This window comes from Paenarthrobacter sp. Y-19 (assembly GCF_029223985.1).
Classification (GTDB): domain Bacteria; phylum Actinomycetota; class Actinomycetes; order Actinomycetales; family Micrococcaceae; genus Arthrobacter; species Arthrobacter nicotinovorans.
Map to the genome: position 1 here is coordinate 1,980,172 of NZ_CP119414.1, position 24,865 is coordinate 2,005,036.

Sequence of the window (24,865 nt, forward strand, 5' to 3'; positions counted from 1 at the left end):
ACACATCAGGCGTTGAAGTATTCCTTCAGGTCCGCAACGCGGTCCAGCCGCTCCCAGGTGAAGTCGGGCTCATCCCGTCCGAAGTGGCCGTGTGCAGCAGTCTTGGCGTAGATGGGCCGCTTGAGGTCCAGGGCATCGATGATGGCGCGGGGACGAAGATCAAAGAGTTCGTCGATCGCTTCGCTGATGCGGGCAGGGTCCACAGTCTCCGTGCCGAAGGTCTCAACGTAGGTTCCCACAGGCCGGGCCTGGCCAATGGCGTAGGCGATCTGGATCTCGGCGCGCTTGGCGAGACCGGCAGCCACGACGTTCTTGGCGACCCAACGCATGGCGTAGGCAGCAGAACGGTCCACCTTCGACGGATCCTTGCCGGAGAACGCACCGCCGCCGTGGCGGGAGAATCCGCCATAGGTGTCCACGATGATCTTGCGCCCGGTCAGACCGGCATCCCCGACGGGGCCGCCGATGACGAAAGCGCCTGCAGGGTTCAGGATGTTGGCCGTGCGGGAGAGGTCAAGGTTTGACGCTGCCAGCACGGGTTCGATGACGTAGCTTGCGAGGTCCGCGCGGAGCTGATCTAGGCTTGCTTCCTCAGCGTGCTGGCTGGAGATCACAACGGTTTCAACGGAAACCGGCCGGTCGCCGTCGTACCCTACCGTCACCTGGGTCTTGCCGTCGGGCCGCAGGTAGGCAAGTTCGCCGTTCTTGCGGACTTCGGTCAGACGCTCCGAAAGGCGGTGCGCCAACCAGATGGGAGTCGGCATGTAGGACGCCGTTTCATCGCTGGCGTAACCGAACATGATGCCTTGGTCGCCGGCACCCTGGAGGTCATAGTCGTCCTCCTGGCGTCCTTCACGGGCCTCAAGCGAGTTGAAGACCCCGCCCGCGATGTCGTTGGACTGCTGGCCGATCGAGACCGAAACGCCACAGCGGGCGCCGTCGAAACCGTTGGCCGAGGAGTCATAGCCGATTCCGAGTATGGTCTCACGGACGATCTGCGGAATTTCGACGTAAGCATCAGTGGTGACCTCGCCGGCCACATGCACCAAGCCGGTTGTGGCCATGGTCTCAACGGCCACGCGGGATTCAGGATCCGCGGCCAGCAACGCGTCAAGAATGGAGTCGCTGATCTGGTCGCAGATCTTGTCCGGGTGCCCTTCAGTAACCGACTCGGAAGTGAAGAGGCGGAGCTTGGACGGGGTGCCATGGTGTTCATGGTGCAGCGGTAAAGTCACTCGACCACCTTACTGGGTTGCGGGATCACGTGATCTGCCGTGTGTCCCTTTGCGAAGAATTCAGGCGTGGGCTCAGTCACATGGCCGGGAAGACCTGTGCGAGTTCGGCGCCAACCCGGTCAATCACTGCGGCGGCGACGTCTGTCTTGGACCCGGCAGCGGACTGCGGCTCAGCGCCATGGCCGGAAAGGATGACCACAGAGTTGTCGTCCTGCCCGAAGACCCGGCCAACACCCACCTGATTGACAACGAGGAGGTCGCAGCCCTTGCGTTTGAGTTTGACTGCCGCATGCTCCAGTACATCGCCCTGCGCGTCCCCGGTTTCTGCCGCAAAGCCGACAATCAACTGCCGGCCGCCTTCAGCGGTCCGCCTCTGGACAAGCTCGCGCAGGATGTCAGGATTCCGGACCAGGCGCACAACAGGTGCGTCCTCGCCGTCGACCTTCTTGATTTTCGTGTCCGAAACCTCTGCCGGACGGAAGTCCGCAACCGCCGCAGCCATGATGACGACGTCGGAATCCACTGCCGCTTTCAGCGCGGCCTCGCGCAGTTCCAGGGCTGACTCAATGCGGACAAGCTCGACGCCGGCCGGCGGCTCTACATCCATGTGCGCGGCCAGGAAACGGACTTTGGCGCCGGCGGCCAAGGCAGCGGCGGCCAAGGCAGCGCCCTGCTTGCCCGAGGAACGGTTGCCCAGGAACCTGACCGGGTCCAGGGCTTCCCTGGTTCCACCGGCGGAAATCGTAACTGTCCTGCCCACGAGTGATGCGTGCGTCGCCGACGCCGGTGGGGCACTATCCGACGTACCGGAGGCCTCTGCCAAGGCAATGGCCGCAGCAAAGATGGCGTCCGGCTCCGGGAGCCTGCCCGGACCCGAATCGGCACCCGTGAGTCGCCCGGAAGCAGGTTCCAGAACCGTTGCTCCCCGGCTGCGCAACGTTTCCACATTGGCTTGGGTCGCCGCGTGCTGCCACATTTCGGTGTGCATCGCGGGCGCGAAGAGTACCGGGCCATGGGCCATCAGCAGGGTGTTGGTGAGGAGGTCGTTTGCTTGCCCGGTGGCCGCCCGGGCCAGGAGATCGGCGGTGGCGGGAGCAATGACAATCAGGTCGGCCTGGTGCCCCAGGCGCACATGGTTGACCTTGTCGACGTCGTCGAAGACGCTGTTGCTCACCGGGTTGCCGGAGAGGGCCTCCCACGTGGCAACCCCGACAAAACGGGTGGCTGCTTCCGTGGGAATGACCGTCACCTGATGGCCGGCTTCAGTAAAAAGCCGGAGGAGCGATGCAACCTTGTAGGCTGCAATCCCTCCCCCGACTCCGAGGACTATGCGCACGTGACCTCCGTCAACAGGCAGTCTGCTTTATTCTGCGGGCTCGATCGGCGTGGAAACCAGAAGGCCTTCGTTGATCTCGCGGAGGGCGATCGAGAGCGACTTCTCGTTCAGCTTGGTGTCAACCAAGGGACCGACGTACTCGAACAGGCCCTCGTGCAGCTGGGCGTAGTAAGCGTTGATCTGGCGGGCACGCTTGGCGCCGAAGATCACCAGGCCGTACTTGGAATCGGCAGCCTCAAGCAGCGAATCGATCGGCGGGTTGATGATGCCTTCAAGGTTCGTGGACACGAATTCTCCAAATTCTAGCGGGCCAACAAACAGGCGCTTTAGCGCCCGTGCGGGGTAAGCCCCATGAGTGAAACAAGCTCGTCCGCTGCCCGGCGAACGTCGTCATTAATGACGGTGTGGTCAAACTCCGGTTCAGCAGCAAGTTCCAGTTTAGCGGTTTCCAGCCTCCGCTGCTGTTCCTCCGCGGTTTCCGTGCCGCGGCCAACCAGCCGGCGGACCATTTCGTCCCAGCTGGGCGGGGCCAGGAAGACGAAGTTGGCGTCGGGCACAGCCGCCTTGACCTGCCGCGCCCCCTGGAGGTCGATCTCGAGGAGGACGGACTTACCTTCGGCGATCGCGGCGTTGACAGTGCTGCGAAGGGTGCCGTAGCGGTTCTGGCCGTGAACTACGGCCCACTCCAGCAGTTCGCCGTCGGCTACCAGGGCATCGAACTCTTCGGCTGACTTGAAGAAGTAATGGACACCATCCTTTTCACCCGGACGGGCGGCCCTGGTGGTGGCTGAAACCGAAAGCCAAACCTCTGGATAGTTATCCCTGATGTACGTGGATACGGTTCCTTTGCCAACGGCAGTGGGGCCTGCAAGGACGGTCAGTCCAGGATTCTTGCTCACGGATTCCTTCGGGGAGATGCGTCAAACGCTTTGTTGGGTATCCATAAAATCTACCAGCGCCCGGGCCTGGTGGATTCCCAACCCCCTGATACGCCGGGATCCGGCAATACCGATATCCGCCATGATCCCGGCCGCCCGGACGGGACCAATCCCCGGCAGGGCTTCCAGTAACTCCACCACACGCATGCGCGCGATCGCTTCGTCAGTGGCGCCTGAGGAGATCAACTCCGCGATGCTCACTTCTCCACGCTTCAGCCGCTCCTTGGCCGCGGCCCGCACGGCCCGGGCCTTGGCAGCCTTTTCCAACGCATCGGCACGCTCTTGCGGTGTCAGCTCTTTCAGGCCCACTGCCGAACCCCTGTCAGATCGAGTTTGTGATGCAGATCACGCGACTGATCCCGAACCTACCGCCAGGGGCGCAGTTGCGCAATGCGTTAGACCAACGCGGGGTCACTTATGGCCGGTAGTCAGGCCCATCATGGGCCAAAAGTGACCCCGCGTTGCCTTAGGAACGAAGCCCGGCCAGGGTCTCCCCGGCTGCGGCGCGCAAAGCCGGAATGGACGGACCTGCTGCCAGGATTCCCCGGCTGGAGGTGGCCAGGACCTGCGGATACGCGTCAGCGAAGGTCGCACGGAGGTCGGCAGGCGTCGCGCCCTGGGCTCCGAGTCCCGGCGCAAGGATGGCTCCGCGGACCGGGCCAAGCTCGATGCCCAGATCTGTCAGGGCCGAGCCGATAGTGGCACCGACCACCAGGCCCACCGATCCCAGTGCACCCTCATAACGCTGGTTCTCCGCAGCGGCTGCGGCCACGATCCTGCGGGCCACGGAGTGTTCGCCTCCGACGTGCTGAACCGACTTTCCCTCGGGGTTCGATGTCAGCGCAAGCACGAACACACCCCGGCCGTTCCGGGCTGCGAGATCCAGGGCGGGACGCAGCGACTCAAATCCCAGGTACGGACTCAACGTCACCGAATCCGCAGCCAACGACGACCCATCCCGCAGCCAGGCATCCGCATAGGCCGCCATGGTGGAACCGATATCGCCACGCTTGGCATCAGCAATGCTGAGCACCCCGGCGTCCGCTGAGGCCGCAAGCGTTCGTTCCAGGACAGCCATGCCGGCCGAACCGTGGCGTTCGTACAGCGCCACCTGCGGCTTCACCGCGGCAGCGAGGGAAGCCACCGCCTCAACCACCGAGAGCGAGAAGCGCTCCAGCCCCGCGACGTCGTCGTTCAAACCCCAGTCCGCCAGGAGCTGCGGGTGCGGATCAATCCCGACGCACAGCGGACCGCGGGAGGCCATGGCGGCAGCCAGCCGGGAGCCGAAAGACTCCCGGACCGGCTGCTGTGCCTGCTGTGATGCTGCAGTCTCAGGCATGTGCGGCTTCCATGGCTGCCGACAGGTTGGCTGCGTGCTCCTGCAGGCTGGTCACCGACCATTCATAGGTCCGCAGGGCCTCGATCGCCTGGACTGCCGCGTTGAACTCAGCAACGGTGGTGATGCATGGAATGCCGATGGAGGTCGCTGCGGCGCGGAGTTCGTATCCATCGCTGCGGGCTTCGCCACCGGAAGGCGTGTTGAAGACCATGTCGATCTCACCGGCGATGACGAGGTCCGCGATGGTTCCCTCACCTTCGGCGCTGCTTCCCTCGGCAACCTTGCGGACCGGAGTCGCCTGGATGCCGTTGCGGCGCAGGACGTCGGCGGTGCCACCGGTGGAGACGATCTCGAAGCCAAGGTCCGAGAGCCGCTTGACGCCCATGATCACCGAACGCTTGTCCCGGTTGGCCACGGAAACGAAGATCTTGCCTTCGGTAGGCAGCGCGTTGTTGGCTGCTGCCTGGCTCTTGGCGAAGGCGGTATCGAAGTGCTTGTCGATACCCATGACTTCACCGGTGGAGCGCATTTCCGGGCCGAGCAAGGAGTCGACGACCTTGCCTTCCGGCGTACGGAAGCGGCTGAACGGCAGCACGGCTTCCTTCACGGCAACCGGAGCATCCAGCGGCAGCGTTGAGCCGTCGCCGCTTTCCGGCAGCATCTTGTACGCGCTGCGGAGCTGGTTGATGGTGACGCCGGTACCGATCAAGGCAGCGGCCTTGGCCATCTGCACGCCCGTTGCCTTGGAGACGAACGGAACGGTACGGGAGGCGCGGGGGTTTGCTTCCAGGACGTACAGGACGTCGGAGGCAAGGGCGAACTGGATGTTGATGAGGCCACGTACGCCCACGCCTTCGGCGATCGCACGGGTTGCCGTCCGGACGCGCTCGATCACGTTGTTGCCAAGGGTGATCGGAGGCAGGACACACGCGGAGTCACCGGAGTGGATACCGGCCTCTTCGATGTGCTCCATGATGCCGCCGAGGTACATGTCGGTGCCGTCGAAGAGGGCATCGACATCGATCTCCACCGCGTCTTCAAGGAAGCGGTCGATCAAGACCGGGTGATCCGGGGTGATCTCGGTGGCGTTCGCGATGTAGCGGGAAAGGTTTGCTTCGTCGTAGACGATCTCCATGCCGCGGCCGCCCAGCACGTAGGACGGGCGGACCAGCACGGGGTAGCCGATTTCGTCGGCGATCTTCTTGGCGTCCTCGAAGGAAACGGCGGTGCCGTTCTTCGGGGAGGTCAGGCCGGCCTCGTCCAGGACCCGGGCGAAGGCGCCCCGGTGTTCGGCGAGGTCGATCGCTTCCGGCGAGGTGCCCAGGATGGGAACACCTGCGTCGGCAAGCTGCTGTGCCAGCTTCAAGGGGGTTTGGCCGCCAAGCTGCACGAAGACGCCCATGACACCGCCCGTGCGCTCCTCCGCAGCGATGACCTCGAGGACGTCCTCAAGGGTCAGCGGTTCGAAGTACAGACGCGTGGAAACGTCGTAGTCCGTGGACACAGTCTCCGGGTTGCAGTTGACCATGACGGTCTCGTAGCCGGCCTTGCGCAAGGCCATGGAAGCGTGGACGCAGGAGTAGTCGAACTCGATGCCCTGGCCGATGCGGTTGGGGCCGGAGCCGAGGATGATGACGGAGGGCTTGGAGTGCAGGCCTACTTCGTCCTCCTCATCGTAGGAGGAGTAGTGGTACGGGGTGTAGGCGGCGAATTCGGCGGCGCAGGTGTCCACCGTCTTGTAGACCGGGCGGATGCCCAGGGCCTGGCGAACACCGCGGACCACGGCCTCGTTGTTGTGCGTCAAGGCACCGATCTGCTCGTCGGAGAAGCCGTGGCGCTTGGCGTTGCGCAGCATTTCCTCGGTGAGAACGCCGGCCTTGCGGATTTCCTGGGCAGTCTCATTGAGCAGCTGGAGCTGGTCCAGGAACCAGGGGTCGATCTTGGTGGCTTCGAAAAGGTCCTCAACGGTGGCACCGCCAAGGAGGGCCCGCTGTACCTGGTGCAGACGCTCCGTGGTAGGCCGCTTGGCCTTCTCGATGAGCTCTGCCACTTCGTATTCCGGGACCGAGCTGAAGTCCAGCTGGGAGCCCTTCTGCTCCAATGAACGCAGGGCCTTCTGCAGGGCCTCGGTGAAGTTGCGTCCCATGGCCATCGCTTCGCCCACCGACTTCATGGTGGTGGTCAGCGTGTTGTCTGCTGCCGGGAACTTCTCGAAAGCGAAGCGCGGAACCTTGACAACCACGTAGTCAAGGGTCGGCTCGAAGGAAGCCGGGGTCTTCTGGGTGATGTCGTTCGGAATCTCGTCCAGGGTGTATCCCAGGGAGAGCTTCGTGGCGATCTTGGCGATGGCAAAACCGGTTGCCTTCGAGGCCAGCGCCGAAGAGCGGGAAACGCGCGGGTTCATTTCGATGACCACCACACGGCCCGTGGCGGGGTCGATGGCGAACTGGATGTTGCAGCCACCGGTGTCGACGCCGACTTCGCGGATAACCGCGATGGAGACGTCGCGCAGCTTCTGGTACTCGCGGTCCGTCAGGGTCAGGGCAGGAGCAACCGTGATGGAGTCGCCGGTGTGCACACCGACGGGGTCGAAGTTCTCGATGGAACAGACGACAACGACGTTGTCGTTCTTGTCGCGCATCATCTCGAGTTCGTATTCTTTCCAGCCAAGGATGCTCTCCTCAAGCAGGACCTCGGTGGTGGGGCTGTACTGGAGGCCCTGGCCGACGATGCGGCGGAGGTCGTCCTCGTTGTACGCGAGGCCGGAACCCAGCCCGCCCATGGTGAAGGACGGCCGGACCACCATGGGGTAGCCCAGGTCTTCGGCTGCCTTGAAGGCTTCATCCATGGTGTGGATGATGTGGCTGCGTGCCGACTCGGCGCCGCAACGCTCCACGACGCCCTTGAACTTCTCGCGGTCCTCGCCGAGTTCGATGGCGGCGATGTTGGCACCGATGAGTTCGACGTTGTACTTCTCCAGTACCCCGTTCTTATCCAGGGCGATGGCCGTGTTCAGGGCCGTCTGGCCACCAAGGGTGGGCAGGATGGCGTCCGGGCGCTCCTTGGCGATGATCTTCTCCACCACCTCAGGGGTGATGGGTTCAACGTAGGTGGCATCGGCGAACTCGGGGTCCGTCATGATGGTGGCCGGGTTCGAGTTGACCAGGATGACCCGGAGGCCCTCCTCCTTCAGGACCCGGAGGGCCTGGGTGCCGGAGTAGTCGAACTCGGCCGCCTGGCCAATGACGATGGGACCGGAACCGATGACAAGGACGCTCTTGAGATCTGTACGCTTGGGCATTACTTCTTGTCCTCAGTCTTGGAGTCGTTGTTCTTTGCGGGAGCGGCGGCTTTGGTATCGGCCATGAGGTCGATGAAGCGGTCGAAGAGGTACGCGGCGTCGTGCGGGCCGGCGGCAGCCTCCGGGTGGTACTGGACCGAGAAGGCCGGGATGTCGAGGCAGGCAAGGCCTTCGACGACGTCGTCGTTCAGCGAGACGTGGCTGACCTCCACACGGCCGTAACGCTCCTCCGGCGCCACCGTGGATCCGTTCAGCGGCGCGTCCACTGCGAAGCCGTGGTTCTGGGAGGTGATTTCCACCTTCCCTGTACGGCGGTCCATCACGGGCTGGTTGATGCCGCGGTGGCCATAGCGGAGCTTGTACGTGCCAAAGCCCAGGGCGCGGCCCAGGATCTGGTTGCCGAAGCAGATTCCGAAGTACGGCAGCTTCTCGTCCAGCACCGAACGCAGCAGGGAAACCTGGTGGTCGGCAGTGGCGGGGTCGCCGGGGCCGTTGGACATGAAGAAGCCATCGGGCTTGACCGCGTTCACGTCCTCAAGCGTGGACGTGGCAGGCAGGACGTGCACGCGCACGCCGCGCTCGGCGAAACGCACGGGAGTCATTGCCTTGATGCCGAGGTCCACAGCGGCGATGGAGAAGCGGGGTTCGCCTTCCCAGCCGTGGTCCTTGGGTTCGACCACGTAGGCCTCGTCGATGGAGACTTCCTCGGCAAGGGCTGCGCCCTCCATGGGCGCGCTGGCCAGGACGGCGTCCAACAATTCCTTGTCGGTGGCCCGGGCGGCCTCGCCGGAGAAGATACCGGCCCGCATGGTCTTGTGCTCGCGGAGGTGGCGCGTGATGGCACGGGTGTCCACGCCCTGGATGCCCACGATGCCCTGTTCGACGAGTTCCTCGTCCAGGCTTCGCTCCGAGCGCCAGTTGGAAGGCCGGCGCGCGGCATCACGGACAATGTACCCGGCCACCCAGATGCGGCGGGATTCAGCGTCTTCGCTGTTAACCCCGGTGTTGCCGATGTGCGGCGCAGTCTGGACGACCAACTGGCGGGCGTACGAGGGGTCGGTGATGGTCTCCTGGTAGCCGGTCATGCCGGTGGCGAAGACGGCCTCTCCCAGTGCGGTTCCCTGGGCGCCGTAGCTGCGGCCGCAGAACATGCGGCCGTCTTCGAGCACCAGTACTGCTGCGGAGGGGGTGGTTTTGGTGGCTGTGTTACTTTCCGTCACTTTATTACTTTCCACTATCGGCATCTGCCTGAGGGGCTGCGGAGATCAATTCCTGGAGGGCTTCAAGGAGGAGCTTCTTGTCGGCTGAGTGCCGGGACCGGAATCCGGTATCGAGTTCCCGGGCGCCAAGCCTCCAGCTGATGACAAGGAGGCCGTCTTTTTCGACGAACTTCCCGGCCATGCCGTTGGCTTCGCGGCTGTCCACGAGGGACCGCCGCGGGATGAAGACGGGGGCGGCACCGGAGCGGTCGAACAACACGCCTTCGGCGTGGATGCTCAGTTCCGCGTTGGTCCGGATGCCCAGGCCCTGGGCCGCTATGCGGTCGAGCCAGTCGCCCGCCGTCGTGGTGGTCACGTACTGGCCATCAGCGACGACGCTCGCGGGCGTCAGCTGTTCCGGCACCGCAGGCAGACGTTCGACGTCGGCTTGTCGCCTCAGCCGGTTCCGCCACCCGAGCCAGATCATCACCAGTACGGCAACGATCAGCGGCACCGTGGTGAGCACAGTCAATGTCTGGTTGCTCATCAGTTGCTGACTGCCGGGTGCTGGTAGGGCGTGTTGAGCCGGCCGTCGAGGACCGTGGGGTGGCCCTTGAAGAAGGTAGCCACCACGGATCCGGGCAGCTCTTTGCCCTTGAACGGTGAATTGCGGCCCATGGTTGCCATCTTATGGGGGTCGACCGTCCAACGCGCAGCCGGGTCCACCAGGATGACGTTGGCCGGCTCGCCAACTTCCAGCGGACGGCCTTGGTCGGCCACGCGGCCGATGACGGCGGGGGTGAACGAGGTGACCCTGGCGAAGTCGGCCCAGGTCATGAGGCCGGTTTCGATCATGGTTTCCTGAACCACCGAGAGCGCGGTTTCAAGGCCCGTCATGCCCATGGCCGCCTGCGCCCACTCGCACTCCTTGTGCTCGCTGGGGTGCGGGGCGTGGTCGGTTCCGACGACGTCGATGGTGCCGTCGGCCAGTCCTTCACGCAGGGCCTGCACATCGGCGTCCGTGCGCAGCGGCGGGTTGACCTTGTAGACCGGGTCGTAGCTGCGGACCAATTCGTCCGTCAGGAGCAAGTGGTGCGGGGTCACTTCGGCGGTGACGTTGATGCCACGGGCCTTCGCCCAGCGCACGATCTCAACAGACCCGGCAGTGGAAACGTGGCACACATGCAGCCGGGACCCGACGTGCTGGGTAAGCAGGACGTCACGGGCAATGATGCTTTCCTCGGCAACGGCAGGCCAGCCGGTCAGTCCCAGGACTGCGGAGACTGTGCCCTCGTTCATCTGTGCCCCGGCGGTAAGGCGGGGTTCCTGCGCGTGCTGGGCCACGACGCCGTCGAACGCTTTGACGTACTCAAGTGCGCGGCGCATGAGTACCGGGTCGTGAACGCAGATGCCGTCGTCGGAGAACATCCGCACCTGCGCGCGGGAGTCGGCCATGGCGCCAAGCTCGGCGAGCTGCTCGCCGGCCAAACCCACGGTGACTGCGCCGACGGGACGCACATCGACCCAGCCGGACGCACGGCCCAGGCTGTGGACCTGCTCGACGACACCGGCGGTGTCAGCCACGGGGTTGCTGTTGGCCATGGCGTGGACGGCCGTAAAGCCACCGAGGGCAGCAGCCCGGGTGCCGGTCTCCACTGTTTCGGCGTCCTCGCGACCGGGTTCACGCAGGTGCGTGTGGACGTCCACCATGCCCGGCAGGGCCACCAGGCCCTTGCCGTCGATCACGGTGGCGCCCTCATCGGAAAGGTCCGCACCCCGGGCGGCAATTACGCCGTCGCGGATCAGCAGGTCCTGGGCCTCGCCACCGAGGACGGCGGCCCCGCGGATCAAGTAAGTGTTCTCGGCCATCAGTTGCTCTCCTTGCTGGACGGGCTTGCGAAAGCCGGTGTGACAATGTTCAGTGGGGCTGCTTCGCGGGTATCCCCGGACAGCAGCAGGTACAGGGCCGCCATGCGGACCGAAACGCCGTTTCGTACCTGCGCAAGCACAGTGGAACGGGGCGAGTCGGCGGCGGCGGATGAAATCTCCAGGCCACGGTTCATGGGGCCGGGGTGCATGATGATGGTGTCCTTCATGCCCAGGTCATCCAAAGCGCGGAGGCGGGCGTCGTCGAAGCCCCAGCGGCGCGAATATTCACGGGTGGACGGGAAGAACGAGGCGTTCATCCGCTCACCCTGGACGCGCAGCATCATCATGGCGTCAATACCGGACTGGAGCGTTTCGTCCAGGTTGTAGCTGACCTTGCAGGGCCAGTGCTCGACGCCGATGGGCAGCAGGGTGGGTGGCGCAACCAAGGTGACCTCGGCACCCAGGGTCTTCAGCAGCCAGACGTTGGAGCGGGCCACGCGCGAGTGCAGCACGTCCCCCGCAATGGCGACCCGCATGCCTGCCAGGTCCGCTCCCGTCGATGCGACGCCGTTGAGCTTCGACCAGTGCCTGCGCATGGTGAAGGCGTCCAAAAGTGCCTGCGTCGGGTGCTCGTGAGTACCGTCGCCGGCGTTGATCACCGCGGCATCGATCCAGTCCGTAGCGGCCAGGCGGTGCGGCGCGCCCGAAGCCCAGTGGCGGATGACGACGGCGTCCGCGCCCATGGCCGCGAGGGTCTGCGCGGTGTCCTTGAGGGACTCGCCCTTGGATACGGAGGATCCCTTGGCTGCGAAGTTGATGACATCGGCGGACAAGCGCTTGGCCGCCGCTTCAAAGGAGATCCGGGTTCGCGTGGAGTCCTCGAAGAATAGGTTCACTACGGTGCGGCCGCGGAGCGCGGGGAGCTTCTTGACCTCGCGGTCCCCCACTGCGGACATCTCTTCCGCGGTGTCCAGGATGCGGATGGCGTCGGATGCGACCAGGTTTTCCGTGGAAAGAAGGTGCTTCACTTGCCCGCCTCGATTACTACCTCGTTGACGGGTGTGCCATCTACGGAATCAGTTTCCTCGAGGTGTACCCGGACTTTTTCCGCAGAGGAGGTCGGCAGGTTCTTACCCACGTGGTCGGCGCGGATGGGAAGTTCGCGGTGGCCCCTGTCCACCAGGACCGCAAGGCGGACGATGCGTGGACGGCCGAGATCGACAAGGGCGTCCAAGGCTGCACGGATGGTGCGTCCCGAGTAGAGGACGTCGTCAATGAGCACAACAACCTTGTTGTCGATGCCGGACAGCGGAAGCCGGGTGTGGTGCGGAGGCCGGGTGGGCTGGTGGGAGAGGTCGTCACGGAACATGGTGACGTCCAGTTGGCCGACAATGGCCCCGGCGTTAACCGTGGGGTCGGCTGCGGCGATCTTATTGGCGAGCCGCACGGCCAGCGGATAACCGCGGCTGGGAATGCCCAACAGAACCAGGTCCTGCGAGCCTTTGTTGGCTTCGAGGATCTCGTGGGCGATACGAGTAAGCGCACGATCGATATCCGCCTGGTTGAGGACAACCCGCGACGGCACGTGCGCAGAAGTGACTTCAGTCATCGCTCGTCTCCCCTTTCCCCGCCTCACGGGACGGAATTAAAAAAGGAATATTTGCTCTCCAAAAGTATCACAGCGGCCATGGGACGACCGCGCGGGTCCTTGGCAGGTGGGTGAGTTTAAGCTCACATTTCCGAGCGTGGAATAGGCTCTTTCCCATGAGCATGAACCAGCCCGGTCAGCACGGCGGACATCCTTATCCAAGGCCTTACCTGGAGCCAGGTGCCAACCCCACGTGGATCGGTCGCGTTCAGCCGGGAAACTACCAGGCAGCCCCGGGAAACCCGGCGTCCCTGCCACAGCAAAACTGGGCCACGCCACCGGCACGGCCTGCACGCCGGAGCTGGGGCACCCTTCCCTTGCTGATCGTCGGCACCGTCCTGGTCCTGGGTAGTCTTCTGTTGGTGGTGCCGTTCCTCTTGGGAAATACGGGGATCGCAGGGTTCATCATCGGCTTCCTGGTCTCATTGATCCCACTTTCCATCGTCCTGTTGACGGTGCGCGTCATAGACCGGTGGGAGCCCGAACCGCCGCGGCTGCTCTGGTTCGCCTTTACGTGGGGTGCGGCCGTTTCCATAGCCGGCACGCTGTTGATCCAACCGCTTTTCGCGCTTGCCGCTCCCACTGGGAGCGAAGAGGCCTTCGCCTATTTCATGGCGACGGTCCAGGCCCCGATCGTGGAGGAATTCACGAAGTCACTGGGACTCCTGGTCCTGATCCTGGCAGCCCGCAAGTACTTCGACGGTCCCGTGGATGGCGTGGTGTTCGCGTTCACCATTGCGGCGGGGTTCGCTTTCACTGAGAACATCCTCTACTTCGGGCGTGAAATCGCTTCTTCCACTGATCCCGGGACCGATTTGGTACGCATTTTCATCCTTCGTGGCGTCATGTCTCCCTTTGCCCACGCAGTATTCACGGGCACGACCGGTTTGATTATGGGATTCGCTGCCAGGAAATGGCACTCAGGATATGCGGTCCTGGCCTTCTTCATCGGCCTGCTGCCGGCAATGTTCCTGCACAACCGCTGGAACAGCATGGGGCAGAACTTCCTGGTGGAGTACTTCGCAGTGCAGGTACCAATCTTCCTGGTTGCCGTCGTCGGCGTGATCCTGCTTCGCGTCGCCGAGGGAAAGCTGACCCGTCAACGGCTTCTGGAATACGCCCGCGCCGGCTGGTTCACGCCGGCAGAGGTGGAGATGCTGGCTACCTCCCGGGGCAGGCGCCAGGCACTTCGCTGGGCTGCATCGAGGGGCCGGGGTGGGCAGATGAAGGCATTCATCAAGGGGGCAACCGCGTTGGCTTTCACACGCCAACGGATACTCAGTGGCCGCGACGTCCCCGTGCACCAACACGACGAAATCGAACACCTCTGGCTCATCCCCGCACTGAGGGCCGCTGTCCTCCAGTAGGTCCCGGTGCAGGTCCGGTACTTGCCCGAAAAAATGGACCCTTCTCTCCGGTTTTCCGGGGAGGAGGGTCCATTTTCGAATACTGTCCTGCCGGCTAGGCCAGCAGCGACGGCTTGAGCTTCTGCAGACGGCCCAGCAAGCCATTGATGAAGGCCGGGGACTCATCAGTGGACATCGTCTTGGCGAGGGCCACGGCTTCGCTTACGGCGACTCCGTCCGGAACTTCATCATTGTAGAGAAGTTCCCACGCACCGATACGAAGAATGATGCGGTCAACGGAGGGCATGCGCTCCAAGGTCCAGCCTTGTGCGTAGGTCTCCAGGAACTCATCAATGGTTGCCTGCATGGAGACAACACCCTCCACTATTTCCACCGTGTAGGGGTTGATGACGAGGTCTGTCTTCTCCCGACGCGCTGTCATTGCATCGAAAGCCGAAACTGAGCGCTGCTCCGCTTCGAAAAGTACTTCCAAGGCCCTGCTACGGGCTTTACCGCGTGCGCTCACTAGTCGTTGACCCGGCCCAGGTAGCTGCCATCGCGGGTGTCGACCTTGACCTTGGTTCCCTGCTCAACGAATAGCGGCACCTGGATCTCGTAGCCGGTTTCCACCGTAGCCGGCTTGGTTCCGGCGGAGGAGCGGTCGCCCTGCAGGCCGGGCTCGGTGTAGGTGATTTCGAGAACGACGCTCGGGGGCAGCTCGATGTACAGCGGAGTGCCTTCGTGGATGGCGATGTTCACCATCTGGTTCTCGAGCATGAAGTTGGTGGCGTCGCCGACTGTTGCACCGGAAACGGTGATCTGGTCGTAGTCCTGGGTGTCCATGAAGACGAAGTCTTCGCCATCCTGGTACAGGTACTGGTAGTCGCGGCGGTCAACCGTTGCGGTTTCAATCTTCAGGCCGGCGTTGAAGGTCTTGTCGACCACCTTGCCGGACATGACGTTGCGCATTTTGGTGCGGACAAAGGCACCGCCCTTGCCCGGCTTGACGTGCTGGAACTCGATGATGTTCCAGAGCTGGCCCTCGAGCTTCAGTACGGTCCCGTTCTTGATGTCGTTTGTGGTTGCCACTCGTATCCTCTGGTTAATCGCACTGGTTCTAGCTGCCAGCTATCTATGCCAAGCAGGCGTGCCTTTCGGCGCGCCAGCGCGTATTTATCAAAAATCCAAAAACCATTCTACCGGCAAATGCGGCATGACCTTGCGGGCAGCGTTACAGGCGGCTCTCAGGAAGCAACTTCCAGGACATCCCGGGCCCGTTGCAGGGCCACAGCGGACGAGTAGATCAGTGCCGCATCGGCGGCCATGGCCACCCTCAGGTCAAGTGCCCTGGAGAACTCCTCGGCTGCGGCCAACGCGTTGCCGCCCACGAAGTAGGCGCGGCCAAGATACTGGCGTACTACTGCTTCCTTGGACGTTCCCTGGACCTCGTGCAGCAGGTGGCGGAACAGTTGGACGGCACGGTCATGGCGGTTGGTGGCACGGTGGACTTCGGCCTCAAAGATCCTGAGCCGGAAGGACTCAGGATCCTTATAGCGGGCCTCTGCCAGAAGTTCAGCTGCCTCTTTTGGCTGGTTTTCAAGCAGGAGGGCCATGATCCGGTCCGCGGGATCATCCGAAGCCGCGAGAGCAGTCTCCATGACTTCCTCATTGACCACCACGGGCAGGAGTGTGTCCGGGTTCATCCGGACACCGGGGAACCCGGCTGTTGGCCAGTCACTGACCCCTTCGCGCAAGGCAATCGTCATGATGCGATCTCCTGATAGGCAGCAAAGAGAAGGGAAGTATCGGGGACATCCAGGATGCCGGGCTTGGCCACTCCGTCGAGGACGACAAAGCGGAGGAGGTCACCACGGGACTTTTTGTCCCGGCGCATACCGTCCAGCAAGCCCTGCCAGCGGTCCCTTCGGTAGGTAATGGGCAGGCCAAGGCTTTCGAGGATGGTGCGGTGCCGGTCGGCATCGGCATCGGACAAACGGCCGACACTGCGGGACAACTCGGCAGCGAACATCATGCCCACGGCAACGGCAGCACCGTGGCGCCAGGAATACCGCTCCACCAGTTCGATGGCATGGCCAAGGGTGTGGCCGTAGTTCAGGATTTCGCGCAGGCCGGATTCCTTGAGGTCCTGGGATACGACATTGGCCTTGACAGCGATGGCGCGTTCAATGAGTTCGCGGACGACATCGGAACCGGGATCCATCACGGCGTCCGTGTTCTTCTCGATCAGTTCGAGGATCGCGGGATCGGCGATGAATCCGCATTTGATGACTTCCGCCATGCCGGAGATGAGCTCGTTCTTCGGCAATGTCTGGAGAGTATCCAGATCGGCCAGGACGGCAGCGGGCGGGTGGAATGACCCCACGAGGTTCTTGCCCTCGGCGGTGTTGATGCCCGTCTTGCCTCCAACCGAGGCGTCCACCATTCCCAGCAGGCTCGTGGGCATGTGGATGACCTTGACACCGCGCAGCCAGGTGGCTGCCACGAAGCCCGCGAGATCGGTGACAGCACCGCCGCCGACAGCCACGATGGCGTCCGAACGGGTGAAGTCATTCTGGCCCAGCACTTGCCAGCAGAACGCGGCAACCTGGATGTGCTTGCCTTCCTCCGCGTCCGGGATTTCGGCCGTAAGCGCGGTGAATCCGGCGCTCTCCAGCTCGTCGCGAACGGTGTCGCCCGTCAGCCGAAGGGCCCGCGGGTGGATGACCAGGACCCGTCGGACGCGTTCACCGAGTTTTTCGGGAAGGGTCTGCAACAGGCCACGGCCCACCACGACGTCGTAGTTTTCGTTGACTGACTGGCCGGTCACCTTGATGACAGTTGCTTCGTTGCTCACTTTTCAACTTCCTCTTTCAAGGCTGCATGCTGGCGCAGCCGTTCCTCCAAATGGAGGCCGATTTCCGCCACGGATCCTGAACGCACATCCATGACGATGTCTGCGAGCCGTTCGTAGACGGGCCGCCTGGTGGCAAAGAGTGCTTCCCACCGGGCCATTGCGTCACCCTGCAGCAGGGGCCTTCCCGTGTTTCGCGCGATCCGGTCCGCCACGGTTTCCGCGTCGCATTCCAGGTAAACCACGGTGCACTCCCCCAGCAGTTGCTGGGTTCCGGAATCAAGGACTGCTCCGCCGCCCAGGGAAATGATCGCTGGCTGTGCTTTGGCGGACTCGATCGATTTCGCCACTGCCCTGGCTTCGATTTCCCGGAAGGCGTGCTCGCCGCGTCCTGCGAAGATGTCCGCAATGCTCCCATGGGCAGCAACCACCACTGCGTCGGTGTCCACGAACGGAAGACCAAGCTGCTGGGCCAACTGCTGGCCTATGGCCGACTTGCCAACAGCCATTGGCCCCACCAAAACAACGGGACGGGCGGAGCAGCCATCCAGGACAGAGCGGACCACTACCGGCCGACCGAGTCCAAGGTGGCCGGAATGCTGTCAAGATAGCTTTGCAGGTTCCGCTGGGTCTCCGCCACGGAATCGCCACCGAACTTCTCGGCAACAGCCTCCGCTAGAACCAGGGCAACCATGGCTTCGGCAACGACACCGGCGGCGGGAACAGCACAAACATCGGAACGCTGGTGGTGCGCCTTGGCAGGCTCGCCCGTGCTCACGTCGATGGTGCGCAGTGCGCGCGGAACAGTAGCGATCGGTTTCATGGCTGCACGAACACGCAGCACTTCCCCGATACTCATGCCGCCTTCGATGCCACCGGCACGGTTGGTCTGGCGGACAATCCGGCCGTCGTCGTCCTTGACGATTTCATCGTGGGCTGCCGAGCCGCGGCGGGCAGCCGTAAGGAACCCGTCGCCGACTTCAACGCCCTTGATGGCCTGGATACCCATAAGCGCAGCAGCAAGCCGCGAGTCAAGACGGCGGTCCCAGTGGACGTAGCTGCCCAGTCCGGGCGGCAGGCCGTACGCAAGTACTTCAACCACGCCACCGAGGGTTTCGCCTTCCTTGTGGGCTGCATCCACCTCGGCGACCATCGCGTTGGATGTCTCGCGGTCAAAACAACGAAGGGGGTCGGCGTCGAGGGCCAGCACGTCCCGGGGTCCGGGCAACGGCTTGCCTTCAGGAACGGTGACGCTGGCAATGGACACAGTGTGGCTCACCAGTTCCACGCCCAGCTGCTTCAGGAACTGCGCAGCGACGGTGCCGAGGGCAACGCGGGTGGCAGTCTCCCGTGCACTGGCGCGTTCAAGCACCGGACGGGCTTCGTCGAAGCCGTACTTCTGCATACCCGTGAAGTCCGCGTGCCCGGGGCGGGGACGGGTCAAAGGGGCGTTACGGGCTTGGTCGGCGAGGACCTCCGGGTCCACTGGATCGGCAGACATGATCTGCTCCCACTTGGGCCATTCGGTGTTTCCAACCTGGATGGCTACCGGCCCACCCTGGGTGAGCCCGTGCCGGACGCCACCCATGATGGTGACCTCGTCCTGTTCAAACTTCATGCGGGCGCCACGTCCGTAGCCGAGGCGGCGACGCGCCAGCGCGTCACGAATTTGCCCGCTGGTGAGTTCAACACCGGCAGGCACGCCTTCAACAATTCCGATCAGAGCCGGACCGTGGGATTCACCGGCAGTCAACCAACGCAACATATAACCAATCCTGCCATGTAGGGCCTCTAGAACACCCGCCGGGGAAGCCCGACTGAGTCGCACATCACATCTATGACGGCGGTATCAACGTCACAGCCGCTGAAGAGCCGTATCTGCTCTGCCGCCTGGTACATCAGCATCTCCAGCCCCGGGACTACTGCTCCCCCGTGGCCGCGCCAGGCTTCCGCAATGCGGCTTGGCCAAGGATCGTAGGCGACATCCAGCAGGACACCGGCCCCGGTTCCCGGCAGTGCCGCCAGTTCCCCGGCCAAATCGTCAGCTGCGCGGGGCGGGAAGGTCGATATCACCAGGTCCGTGCCCGCTACAGCCGTGGCGGCCTCCGTCAGCGGCCTGACGGAGAGGGAGATCCCGACGGCGGCCGCGGCGGCTTCGGCGTCACCGGCACGACCGGCGTCGCGGACGAAGACGTCCACGTGGTCCGCGCCAAGTTCATGGACGGCGGCGACCGCAGCAGCGGAAGTACCGCCACCACCGAGGATGGCGGCGTGCGGGGTGGTGGCAACGCCGGCATACCTGACCGACTCCACAATGCCCGCAACGTCGGTGTTGTATCCCGCCCGACGCACCGCGCCGCCGTCGTACTCGAAAACGACTGTGTTGATGACGCCCAACAGGGCGCCGGCGCCCCGGACCTCATCGACTTCACGGACCATGGCCGACTTCAGCGGCATGGTTACGGACAGGCCACACCAGGAGTCTTCTGCACGGAGCGATTCCATGAAGGCCGGAAGGCCGGCAACGGTGACATCGATGGCAGAGTACCCGATGTCCACACCCAGCTTGGCGTAGGCAGCAGTATGCAGCGCCGGAGACTTCGAGTGGGAGATCGGATGGCCAAGGACCGCAGCCCGACGACTCACACACACCGTCCCGCGTTGGCCTGGCACCATGCGTTGTATTGCTCAACATAGGTGTTGTGCTCAGCCAGCGTCTTGGAGAACTTGGTCTCCTTGGTATCCAGGTTGATCGTTACCCAGTACATGTAGTCGTTGGGCGTCGGCTTGGCCGCGGCATCGATCGCGGTCTTGCCCGGAGAACCGATGGGACCCACCGGCAGACCCACATTTGCGTATGTGTTGTACGGGTTGGACTTGTCAGCCTTTTCTTCTTCCGTGACATGGAAGGACTTCCTGCCCAGCCCGTAGGTTACCGTGGCGTCGGATTGGATGAGCCCGCTGGTTTCGACGTTGTTCGGCTTGAGCCTGTTGTAGATGGCGCCCGCGACGTTTCCGTAGTCCGCCTGTCCGCCCTCCGCCTGCACGATGCTGGCGATGGTCACGGTGTCGTACTGCTTGGCGGGATCGGTGATTCCCTGGGCTTTGAGTTCATCCAAAGTGGTGGTGACAAGCTTTTGGATGATGTCCTTGGCGGAAGTGCCGAGTTCAAAGCGATACTCCCCCGGTGCCAGGAAGCCTTCGAGGTTCTTGGCCTTGGCCGGAACGCCGAACTGTCCAGGAGCCTGGTTGAGGGCGTTGAGCTGCTCCATCGGAATGCCTGAGCCCTTGGAAATGGCTTCCAGGGACTCGGTGATACGCAATCCAGCGCTCAACGCGAAGTACATGACCTTGGACGTGTCCTTGTTCACCAGGACCGCAACGGCGTCCGAGTTCTTCATCTCGGTCCGGAACGTAAAGTCACCGGGCGACAACTCGCCGCCCTGGCTCGCGAACTCCTTGACGAACGAATCGGCGTCCGCCACAACATGTTTCTGCACAAGGTCGTTGGCTACAGCTTTGGGTCCAGAGCCTTGGGGCACCGTGACGACGACGGAACCCGTGCCGGGTCCCGGGTAGTCGGTAACCTTGTCCATTCCCAGCAACGGCTTCAGGAACTGCGCGCCAACGGCGATGGCAGCGACGAACACTCCCAGCGTCAGGAGGAGGGCAAGGACACGACGACGGCGGCGCGCCTTCTTCGCGGCGGCTTTGGCCGCCGCGGTGGTCACTGCAGGCGCCAACAACTCGTGGGGATGATCATCGTGGTGGAGTTCATCGTGGTGGAGCTCGTCGTGGTGGAGTTCATCGTGATGGAGCTCATCCGGGTGCAGCCCGTCGTGAAAGCCATCATGGGCTGCTACGCCGTAGTGCGCGTCATGCTCGGCGTACTCATGGGCTTCGAGGGGTAACGCGGAATGCTCAGCGTGGACCAGTTCCCCTTCACCATGCCCGGCATGGGGGTGGTCGAACCCGTCATGGTCGATCGACCCAGGCTCATGGTGCGGCGCAGGCTCGTGGTCCAGTGCAGGCTCGTGGTGCGGCGCGTGTTCTTGGGGCGCAGGGGCTGCTTCGGGGGTGACCGGCGCGTGCGCCACGTCATCATGCTCGACATTCCCGCGCTCATTCTGAAGCTCGGCTACCGGCTTCTGGGCGGGTACCGGCGGGGCGGCAGGTGCTGCCGGCGGGGCGGCTGCAGCCGGAGGGTTGGCGGCAGGCGGGGCTGCAGATGCCGGCGGCGCTTCGGGGACGCGTGGAGCTGGAACAGCAGGAACTGGACGTGGAAGTTCCGCCTCTGTTTCGACCGACAAGGAATCTTCGCCGGGGGTCGCTTCGGGGACGGGTACGACGTTGTGGTTCTGCGTGGCGAGGAATCGTTCCCGCGCCCGCAGCTCTTTGCGGGTCAGCGGCATGCCGCCGCCGGCGGTACCGCTGGAGGGGTCGTTGTTGACCGGGCTCACAGTTGCAGTCCCCTCGTTGAAGTATCGGGTTCACTGCCTGAGGCAGCCTGCAGCGTTGGGGCACTGCTGGGCTTTTCGGACTCCGCCGGTGCCTGCACTCGGCGGCCGATGTCCGTTCCTCTGGCTTTTTGCATGTCGATCGCGTGCTGGAGTATTCCAGCAGCAGCAACCTGATCAACCACTTTACGGTGATTCCTGCTGCTCATGCCAGCTTCGTGCAGGTTGCGGTGTGCCGTAACAGTGGAAAGCCGCTCATCGACGAGGTTCACGGGAATGTCCAGACCGGCGCGGGCCAGCTCTTCCACAAGGAGCAATGCGTACTCGGCAGCCATGGCCGCGGAGCCGCGTTCCTCCCCCTTCATGGTGCGGGGAAGGCCGACAAATATTTGCACCGCAGGCAGCTCAGCGGCGTGTTTGACCACCAAACGGACATCGGAGTTCCTTTTGGCATCGCGCCCTACCGTCTTGAACGGCGTGGCGAGGATGCCGTCAGGATCGCACTGGGCAAGGCCAACCCTGACGGTACCGACGTCTACCCCCAGCTTGATACCCCGGGGGTAGACGTCATCGTTAGTACGGGCGGACACCGTCAGCGCTTGGCAATCGCGTCCACCACCGCTGTGAGGGCCTCAGAGACCTTCGCAGCGTCGGTGCCACCGCCTTGGGCGACGTCGTCCTTGCCGCCACCACCGCCACCGAGGATGCCTGCAGCCAGGCGGACCAGCGCACCGGCCTTCACTCCGGCCTCGCGGGCGGCTTCGTTGGTGGCGATGAGGATGACCGGGCGATCGTTGCTGACCCCGGCAACGGCCACTGCGGCGGCGTCCGAACCGAGACGGCTGCGCAGGTCCAGGGCAAGGTTCCGCAGGTCATCTGCGCCGCCCACCTGGCCGGCGTCGTGGGCAACTACGCGCACGCCGGCTGCGTCCTTTGCCGTTCCGACGAGGTTGGCGGCCGCTGCCGTGAGCTGTTCCTTGCGGAGGCGGTCGAGTTCCTTCTCCGTGGCCTTGAGCTTGTTCAGCGTGCTCGAGATGCGATCGGCAAGCTGGCCGGACGGGACCTTCAAAAGCTCGGTCAGTTCAGTCACCAGTGCGCGCTCCGCGGCAAGGTGACGGAACGCGTCCAGGCCTACGAAGGCCTCGACGCGCCGGTTTCCCGAACCAACGGACTGCTCGCCCAGCAGCGAAAGGCTGCCGATGAGGGAGGTGTTGGATACGTGGGTGCCACCGCACAACTCACGTGACCAGGCGCCGTCGATCTCGACGACCCGTACCTCGCTGCCGTAGTTCTCGCCGAAGAGGGCCATGGCGCCCAGCGCCTTGGCCTCTGCCAGGCCCATCACCTTGGTGTCAACGCGATAGTTGTTCCGGATGGCGATGTTGGAGACTTCTTCAATCTCGGAACGCGTGGCGGGGCTGAGGCCCTCACCCCAGGCGAAGTCGAAGCGCAGATAGCCGGCCTTGTTGTAGGAGCCGCGCTGGGTAGCTTCGGGCCCAAGGATCTGGTGGAGGGCGGCATGGACAATGTGCGTTCCGGTGTGGGCCTGCTCTGCGGCGTGGCGGCGTTCACGGTCGACGGCGGCCCGCACCAGTGCGTCGGAGGCAATCTCACCCTCGCGGACGATGGCCTTGTGGACGCTCAGGCCCTTGATGGGACGCTGGACGTCAAGGACCTCCACCACGAAGCCGTCACCGGTGATGAGGCCGGTGTCTGCTGACTGGCCGCCTGCTTCGGCGTAGAACGGGGTTTCGTTGAGGACAAGCTCAATTTCGTCACCCGTGGAGGCATGTGCGACAGCACGGCCTGCGCTGACGATGCCCCGGACCTTTGCTTCGCCCTCAAGTTCGTCGTAGCCCGTAAAGACGGTCTCACCCTTGCCGAGAAGCTCCTGGTAGGCGCTGAGGTCGGCGTGGCCGCCCTTCTTGCCCTTGGCATCAGCCTGTGCGCGCTGGCGCTGTTCAAGCATGAGCGCGCGGAAGCCTGCCTCATCAACCTTGAGGCCGGCTTCTTCGGCCATTTCCAGGGTCAGGTCGATCGGGAAGCCGTACGTGTCGTGCAGCGCGAAGGCATCGGCGCCGGACAACGGAACTCCTGCAGCTTTCGATTCGGCCACAGCGTCTTCCAGGCGGGCCGTTCCCGAAGCAATGGTGCGGAGGAAGGCCTTCTCCTCGGCGTAAGCAATACGGCTGATGCGCGCGAAGTCGGTTTCCACCACCGGGTAAACGCCCTTCATGGCGTCGCGGGAGGCGGGAAGAAGGTCAGGAAGGCATGCCTTCTCGACACCGAGGAGGCGCATGGCGCGCACAGCCCGGCGGATGAGGCGGCGCAGCACGTAGCCACGGCCTTCGTTGGACGGCGCCACACCATCGGCAATGAGCATCAGGGCGGACCGGATGTGGTCCGCGACGACGCGCATGCGGACGTCATCGGTGTGGTGCGGGTCCTCCGGCGACTCGGCCGAGGTGTACTCGCGGCCGGACAGTTCGGCAGCCTTGTCGATGACCGGGCGGACCTGGTCGGTCTCGTACATGTTCTCGACGCCCTGGAGGATCATCGCCAGGCGCTCCATGCCCAGGCCGGTGTCGATGTTCTTCTTCGGCAGCTCGCCGACGATATCGAAGTCCACCTTGGAACGGACGTTTTCGATCTGGTACTGCATGAACACAAGGTTCCAGATTTCGATGTACCGGGTTTCGTCGGCCAGCGGGCCGCCTTCGATGCCGTACGCCGGGCCGCGGTCGTAGTAGATTTCCGAGCATGGGCCGGCGGGGCCGGGCTGCCCGGTGGACCAGTAGTTGTCAGCCTTGCCCATGCGCTGGATACGCTCAGCCGGGATGCCGGTGTTCTTGAGCCACAGTTCCTTGGCTTCGTCGTCCTCTTCGTAGACCGTCACCCAGAGGCGCTCGGCAGGCAGTCCGTAACCGCCGTCGTCCACGCTGGTGGTGAGCAGTTCGAAGGCGAACTTGATGGCATCTTCCTTGAAGTAATCACCAAAGGAGAAGTTGCCGCACATCTGGAAGAACGTTCCGTGGCGGGCAGTCTTGCCTACCTCCTCGATGTCACCGGTGCGGATGCACTTCTGGACGCTCGTGGCACGGCTGTAGGGCGGCTCTTCGCGGGCGGTCAGGTAGGGAATGAACGGCACCATTCCGGCCACAGTGAAGAGAAGTGACGGGTCGCTGGAAACGAGCGACGCGGAGGGAACGGCGGTGTGGCCCTTGCTGACAAAAAAGTCCACCCAGCGCTTGGTGATCTCCTGCGACTTCATTAGCTGATTACTTACCCTTCTCAATTCACTGCACACGATGTGCGCGGTACCGGCTGGTGCCGTTCCGCAGCTTTC

Annotated in this window: 23 protein-coding genes; 1 reads left to right on the forward strand and 22 read right to left on the reverse strand. The window is 63.7% G+C overall.

Translation table 11 applies throughout. The features are described 5' to 3' along the window. Positions 1 to 5 precede the first annotated feature (5 nt). The 12 genes from metK to pyrR form a co-directional block, all read right to left on the reverse strand. Positions 6 to 1,235 (reverse strand): methionine adenosyltransferase, encoded by a 1,230-nt coding sequence (metK, locus tag PYR64_RS09145; protein ID WP_039241670.1) that lies wholly within the window; start codon positions 1,233 to 1,235, stop codon positions 6 to 8. Between the two features lie 76 nt (positions 1,236 to 1,311). Beyond that, positions 1,312 to 2,571 carry a bifunctional phosphopantothenoylcysteine decarboxylase/phosphopantothenate--cysteine ligase CoaBC gene (coaBC, locus tag PYR64_RS09150; protein ID WP_275779530.1) on the reverse strand — a complete coding sequence of 420 codons (1,260 nt, stop codon included), beginning with the start codon at positions 2,569 to 2,571 and terminating at the stop codon, positions 1,312 to 1,314. Positions 2,572 to 2,598: 27 nt separating this feature from the next. Continuing rightward, on the reverse strand, positions 2,599 to 2,859 hold the full coding sequence (rpoZ, locus tag PYR64_RS09155; RefSeq protein ID WP_017197559.1) for a DNA-directed RNA polymerase subunit omega: 261 nt from the start codon (positions 2,857 to 2,859) through the stop codon (positions 2,599 to 2,601). A gap of 38 nt (positions 2,860 to 2,897) precedes the next feature. Next, on the reverse strand, positions 2,898 to 3,470 hold the full coding sequence (gene gmk, locus PYR64_RS09160) for a guanylate kinase (RefSeq protein WP_018777725.1): 573 nt from the start codon (positions 3,468 to 3,470) through the stop codon (positions 2,898 to 2,900). 21 nt (positions 3,471 to 3,491) lie between these two features. Next, the gene (gene mihF / locus PYR64_RS09165; protein ID WP_039241672.1) at positions 3,492 to 3,818 is read right to left on the reverse strand and encodes an integration host factor, actinobacterial type; all 327 of its coding nucleotides are present in this window, start codon (positions 3,816 to 3,818) and stop codon (positions 3,492 to 3,494) included. Between the two features lie 157 nt (positions 3,819 to 3,975). After that, on the reverse strand, positions 3,976 to 4,848 hold the full coding sequence (gene pyrF, locus PYR64_RS09170; RefSeq protein ID WP_055975933.1) for an orotidine-5'-phosphate decarboxylase: 873 nt from the start codon (positions 4,846 to 4,848) through the stop codon (positions 3,976 to 3,978). Next, on the reverse strand, positions 4,841 to 8,149 hold the full coding sequence (gene carB / locus PYR64_RS09175) for a carbamoyl-phosphate synthase large subunit (protein WP_018777728.1): 3,309 nt from the start codon (positions 8,147 to 8,149) through the stop codon (positions 4,841 to 4,843). The genes pyrF and carB overlap by 8 nt, the downstream gene beginning before the upstream one ends. Further along, positions 8,149 to 9,393, reverse strand: coding sequence for a glutamine-hydrolyzing carbamoyl-phosphate synthase small subunit (gene carA, locus PYR64_RS09180; RefSeq protein ID WP_275779531.1), 1,245 nt, complete (start codon positions 9,391 to 9,393; stop codon positions 8,149 to 8,151). Before carA ends, carB begins: the two co-directional genes overlap by 1 nt. Next, a complete protein-coding gene (locus tag PYR64_RS09185; RefSeq protein WP_018777730.1) occupies positions 9,374 to 9,895 on the reverse strand; it encodes a hypothetical protein in 522 nt (173 codons plus the stop codon). The genes carA and PYR64_RS09185 overlap by 20 nt, the downstream gene beginning before the upstream one ends. Further along, the gene (locus PYR64_RS09190; protein ID WP_055975935.1) at positions 9,895 to 11,217 is read right to left on the reverse strand and encodes a dihydroorotase; all 1,323 of its coding nucleotides are present in this window, start codon (positions 11,215 to 11,217) and stop codon (positions 9,895 to 9,897) included. Before PYR64_RS09190 ends, PYR64_RS09185 begins: the two co-directional genes overlap by 1 nt. After that, positions 11,217 to 12,245 (reverse strand): aspartate carbamoyltransferase catalytic subunit, encoded by a 1,029-nt coding sequence (locus tag PYR64_RS09195; RefSeq protein WP_018777732.1) that lies wholly within the window; start codon positions 12,243 to 12,245, stop codon positions 11,217 to 11,219. The genes PYR64_RS09190 and PYR64_RS09195 overlap by 1 nt, the downstream gene beginning before the upstream one ends. Then, positions 12,242 to 12,826: a bifunctional pyr operon transcriptional regulator/uracil phosphoribosyltransferase PyrR gene (gene pyrR, locus PYR64_RS09200; RefSeq protein ID WP_018777733.1), complete on the reverse strand. Its 585-nt coding sequence runs from the start codon at positions 12,824 to 12,826 to the stop codon at positions 12,242 to 12,244. Before pyrR ends, PYR64_RS09195 begins: the two co-directional genes overlap by 4 nt. 110 nt (positions 12,827 to 12,936) lie before the next feature. Between pyrR and PYR64_RS09205 the strand changes: the two genes are divergently transcribed. Next, a complete protein-coding gene (locus tag PYR64_RS09205; protein ID WP_275779532.1) occupies positions 12,937 to 14,232 on the forward strand; it encodes a PrsW family intramembrane metalloprotease in 1,296 nt (431 codons plus the stop codon). 94 nt (positions 14,233 to 14,326) lie between these two features. On the opposite strand, the gene nusB is transcribed toward PYR64_RS09205, so the two are convergent. The 10 genes from nusB to alaS all read right to left on the reverse strand — a co-directional run bounded on the left by nusB (position 14,327) and on the right by alaS (position 24,790). Then, the gene (nusB, locus tag PYR64_RS09210) at positions 14,327 to 14,737 is read right to left on the reverse strand and encodes a transcription antitermination factor NusB (RefSeq protein WP_018777735.1); all 411 of its coding nucleotides are present in this window, start codon (positions 14,735 to 14,737) and stop codon (positions 14,327 to 14,329) included. Next, positions 14,737 to 15,300 (reverse strand): elongation factor P, encoded by a 564-nt coding sequence (gene efp / locus PYR64_RS09215; protein WP_011774957.1) that lies wholly within the window; start codon positions 15,298 to 15,300, stop codon positions 14,737 to 14,739. The genes nusB and efp overlap by 1 nt, the downstream gene beginning before the upstream one ends. A gap of 155 nt (positions 15,301 to 15,455) precedes the next feature. Beyond that, positions 15,456 to 15,977 (reverse strand): tetratricopeptide repeat protein, encoded by a 522-nt coding sequence (locus PYR64_RS09220; RefSeq protein WP_018777736.1) that lies wholly within the window; start codon positions 15,975 to 15,977, stop codon positions 15,456 to 15,458. Beyond that, positions 15,974 to 17,065 carry a 3-dehydroquinate synthase gene (gene aroB, locus PYR64_RS09225; protein WP_018777737.1) on the reverse strand — a complete coding sequence of 364 codons (1,092 nt, stop codon included), beginning with the start codon at positions 17,063 to 17,065 and terminating at the stop codon, positions 15,974 to 15,976. The genes PYR64_RS09220 and aroB overlap by 4 nt, the downstream gene beginning before the upstream one ends. Continuing rightward, the gene (locus PYR64_RS09230) at positions 17,062 to 17,628 is read right to left on the reverse strand and encodes a shikimate kinase (RefSeq protein ID WP_079581387.1); all 567 of its coding nucleotides are present in this window, start codon (positions 17,626 to 17,628) and stop codon (positions 17,062 to 17,064) included. Before PYR64_RS09230 ends, aroB begins: the two co-directional genes overlap by 4 nt. Continuing rightward, the gene (aroC, locus tag PYR64_RS09235; protein ID WP_018777739.1) at positions 17,628 to 18,827 is read right to left on the reverse strand and encodes a chorismate synthase; all 1,200 of its coding nucleotides are present in this window, start codon (positions 18,825 to 18,827) and stop codon (positions 17,628 to 17,630) included. Before aroC ends, PYR64_RS09230 begins: the two co-directional genes overlap by 1 nt. Before the next feature lie 26 nt (positions 18,828 to 18,853). Then, on the reverse strand, positions 18,854 to 19,708 hold the full coding sequence (locus PYR64_RS09240; protein WP_018777740.1) for a shikimate dehydrogenase: 855 nt from the start codon (positions 19,706 to 19,708) through the stop codon (positions 18,854 to 18,856). Further along, the gene (mltG, locus tag PYR64_RS09245) at positions 19,705 to 21,522 is read right to left on the reverse strand and encodes an endolytic transglycosylase MltG (protein WP_275779533.1); all 1,818 of its coding nucleotides are present in this window, start codon (positions 21,520 to 21,522) and stop codon (positions 19,705 to 19,707) included. The genes PYR64_RS09240 and mltG overlap by 4 nt, the downstream gene beginning before the upstream one ends. After that, positions 21,519 to 22,109, reverse strand: a complete 591-nt coding sequence (ruvX, locus tag PYR64_RS09250; protein ID WP_275779534.1) for a Holliday junction resolvase RuvX — start codon at positions 22,107 to 22,109, stop codon at positions 21,519 to 21,521. Before ruvX ends, mltG begins: the two co-directional genes overlap by 4 nt. A 2-nt stretch (positions 22,110 to 22,111) precedes the next feature. Further along, positions 22,112 to 24,790, reverse strand: coding sequence for an alanine--tRNA ligase (alaS, locus tag PYR64_RS09255; protein WP_018777743.1), 2,679 nt, complete (start codon positions 24,788 to 24,790; stop codon positions 22,112 to 22,114). Between the last annotated feature and the right edge of the window lie 75 nt (positions 24,791 to 24,865).

What these genes read in the sequence shown, in the direction of transcription:
- pyrF (WP_055975933.1), bottom strand. Translation starts at nt 4,848, where the DNA reads ATGCCTGAGACTGCAGCATCACAGCAGGCACAGCAGCCGGTCCGGGAG.
- carB (WP_018777728.1), bottom strand. Translation starts at nt 8,149, where the DNA reads ATGCCCAAGCGTACAGATCTCAAGAGCGTCCTTGTCATCGGTTCCGGT.
- carA (WP_275779531.1), bottom strand. Translation starts at nt 9,393, where the DNA reads ATGCCGATAGTGGAAAGTAATAAAGTGACGGAAAGTAACACAGCCACC.
- PYR64_RS09185 (WP_018777730.1), bottom strand. Translation starts at nt 9,895, where the DNA reads ATGAGCAACCAGACATTGACTGTGCTCACCACGGTGCCGCTGATCGTT.
- PYR64_RS09190 (WP_055975935.1), bottom strand. Translation starts at nt 11,217, where the DNA reads ATGGCCGAGAACACTTACTTGATCCGCGGGGCCGCCGTCCTCGGTGGC.
- pyrR (WP_018777733.1), bottom strand. Translation starts at nt 12,826, where the DNA reads ATGACTGAAGTCACTTCTGCGCACGTGCCGTCGCGGGTTGTCCTCAAC.
- PYR64_RS09220 (WP_018777736.1), bottom strand. Translation starts at nt 15,977, where the DNA reads ATGACGATTGCCTTGCGCGAAGGGGTCAGTGACTGGCCAACAGCCGGG.
- aroC (WP_018777739.1), bottom strand. Translation starts at nt 18,827, where the DNA reads ATGTTGCGTTGGTTGACTGCCGGTGAATCCCACGGTCCGGCTCTGATC.
- alaS (WP_018777743.1), bottom strand. Translation starts at nt 24,790, where the DNA reads ATGAAGTCGCAGGAGATCACCAAGCGCTGGGTGGACTTTTTTGTCAGC.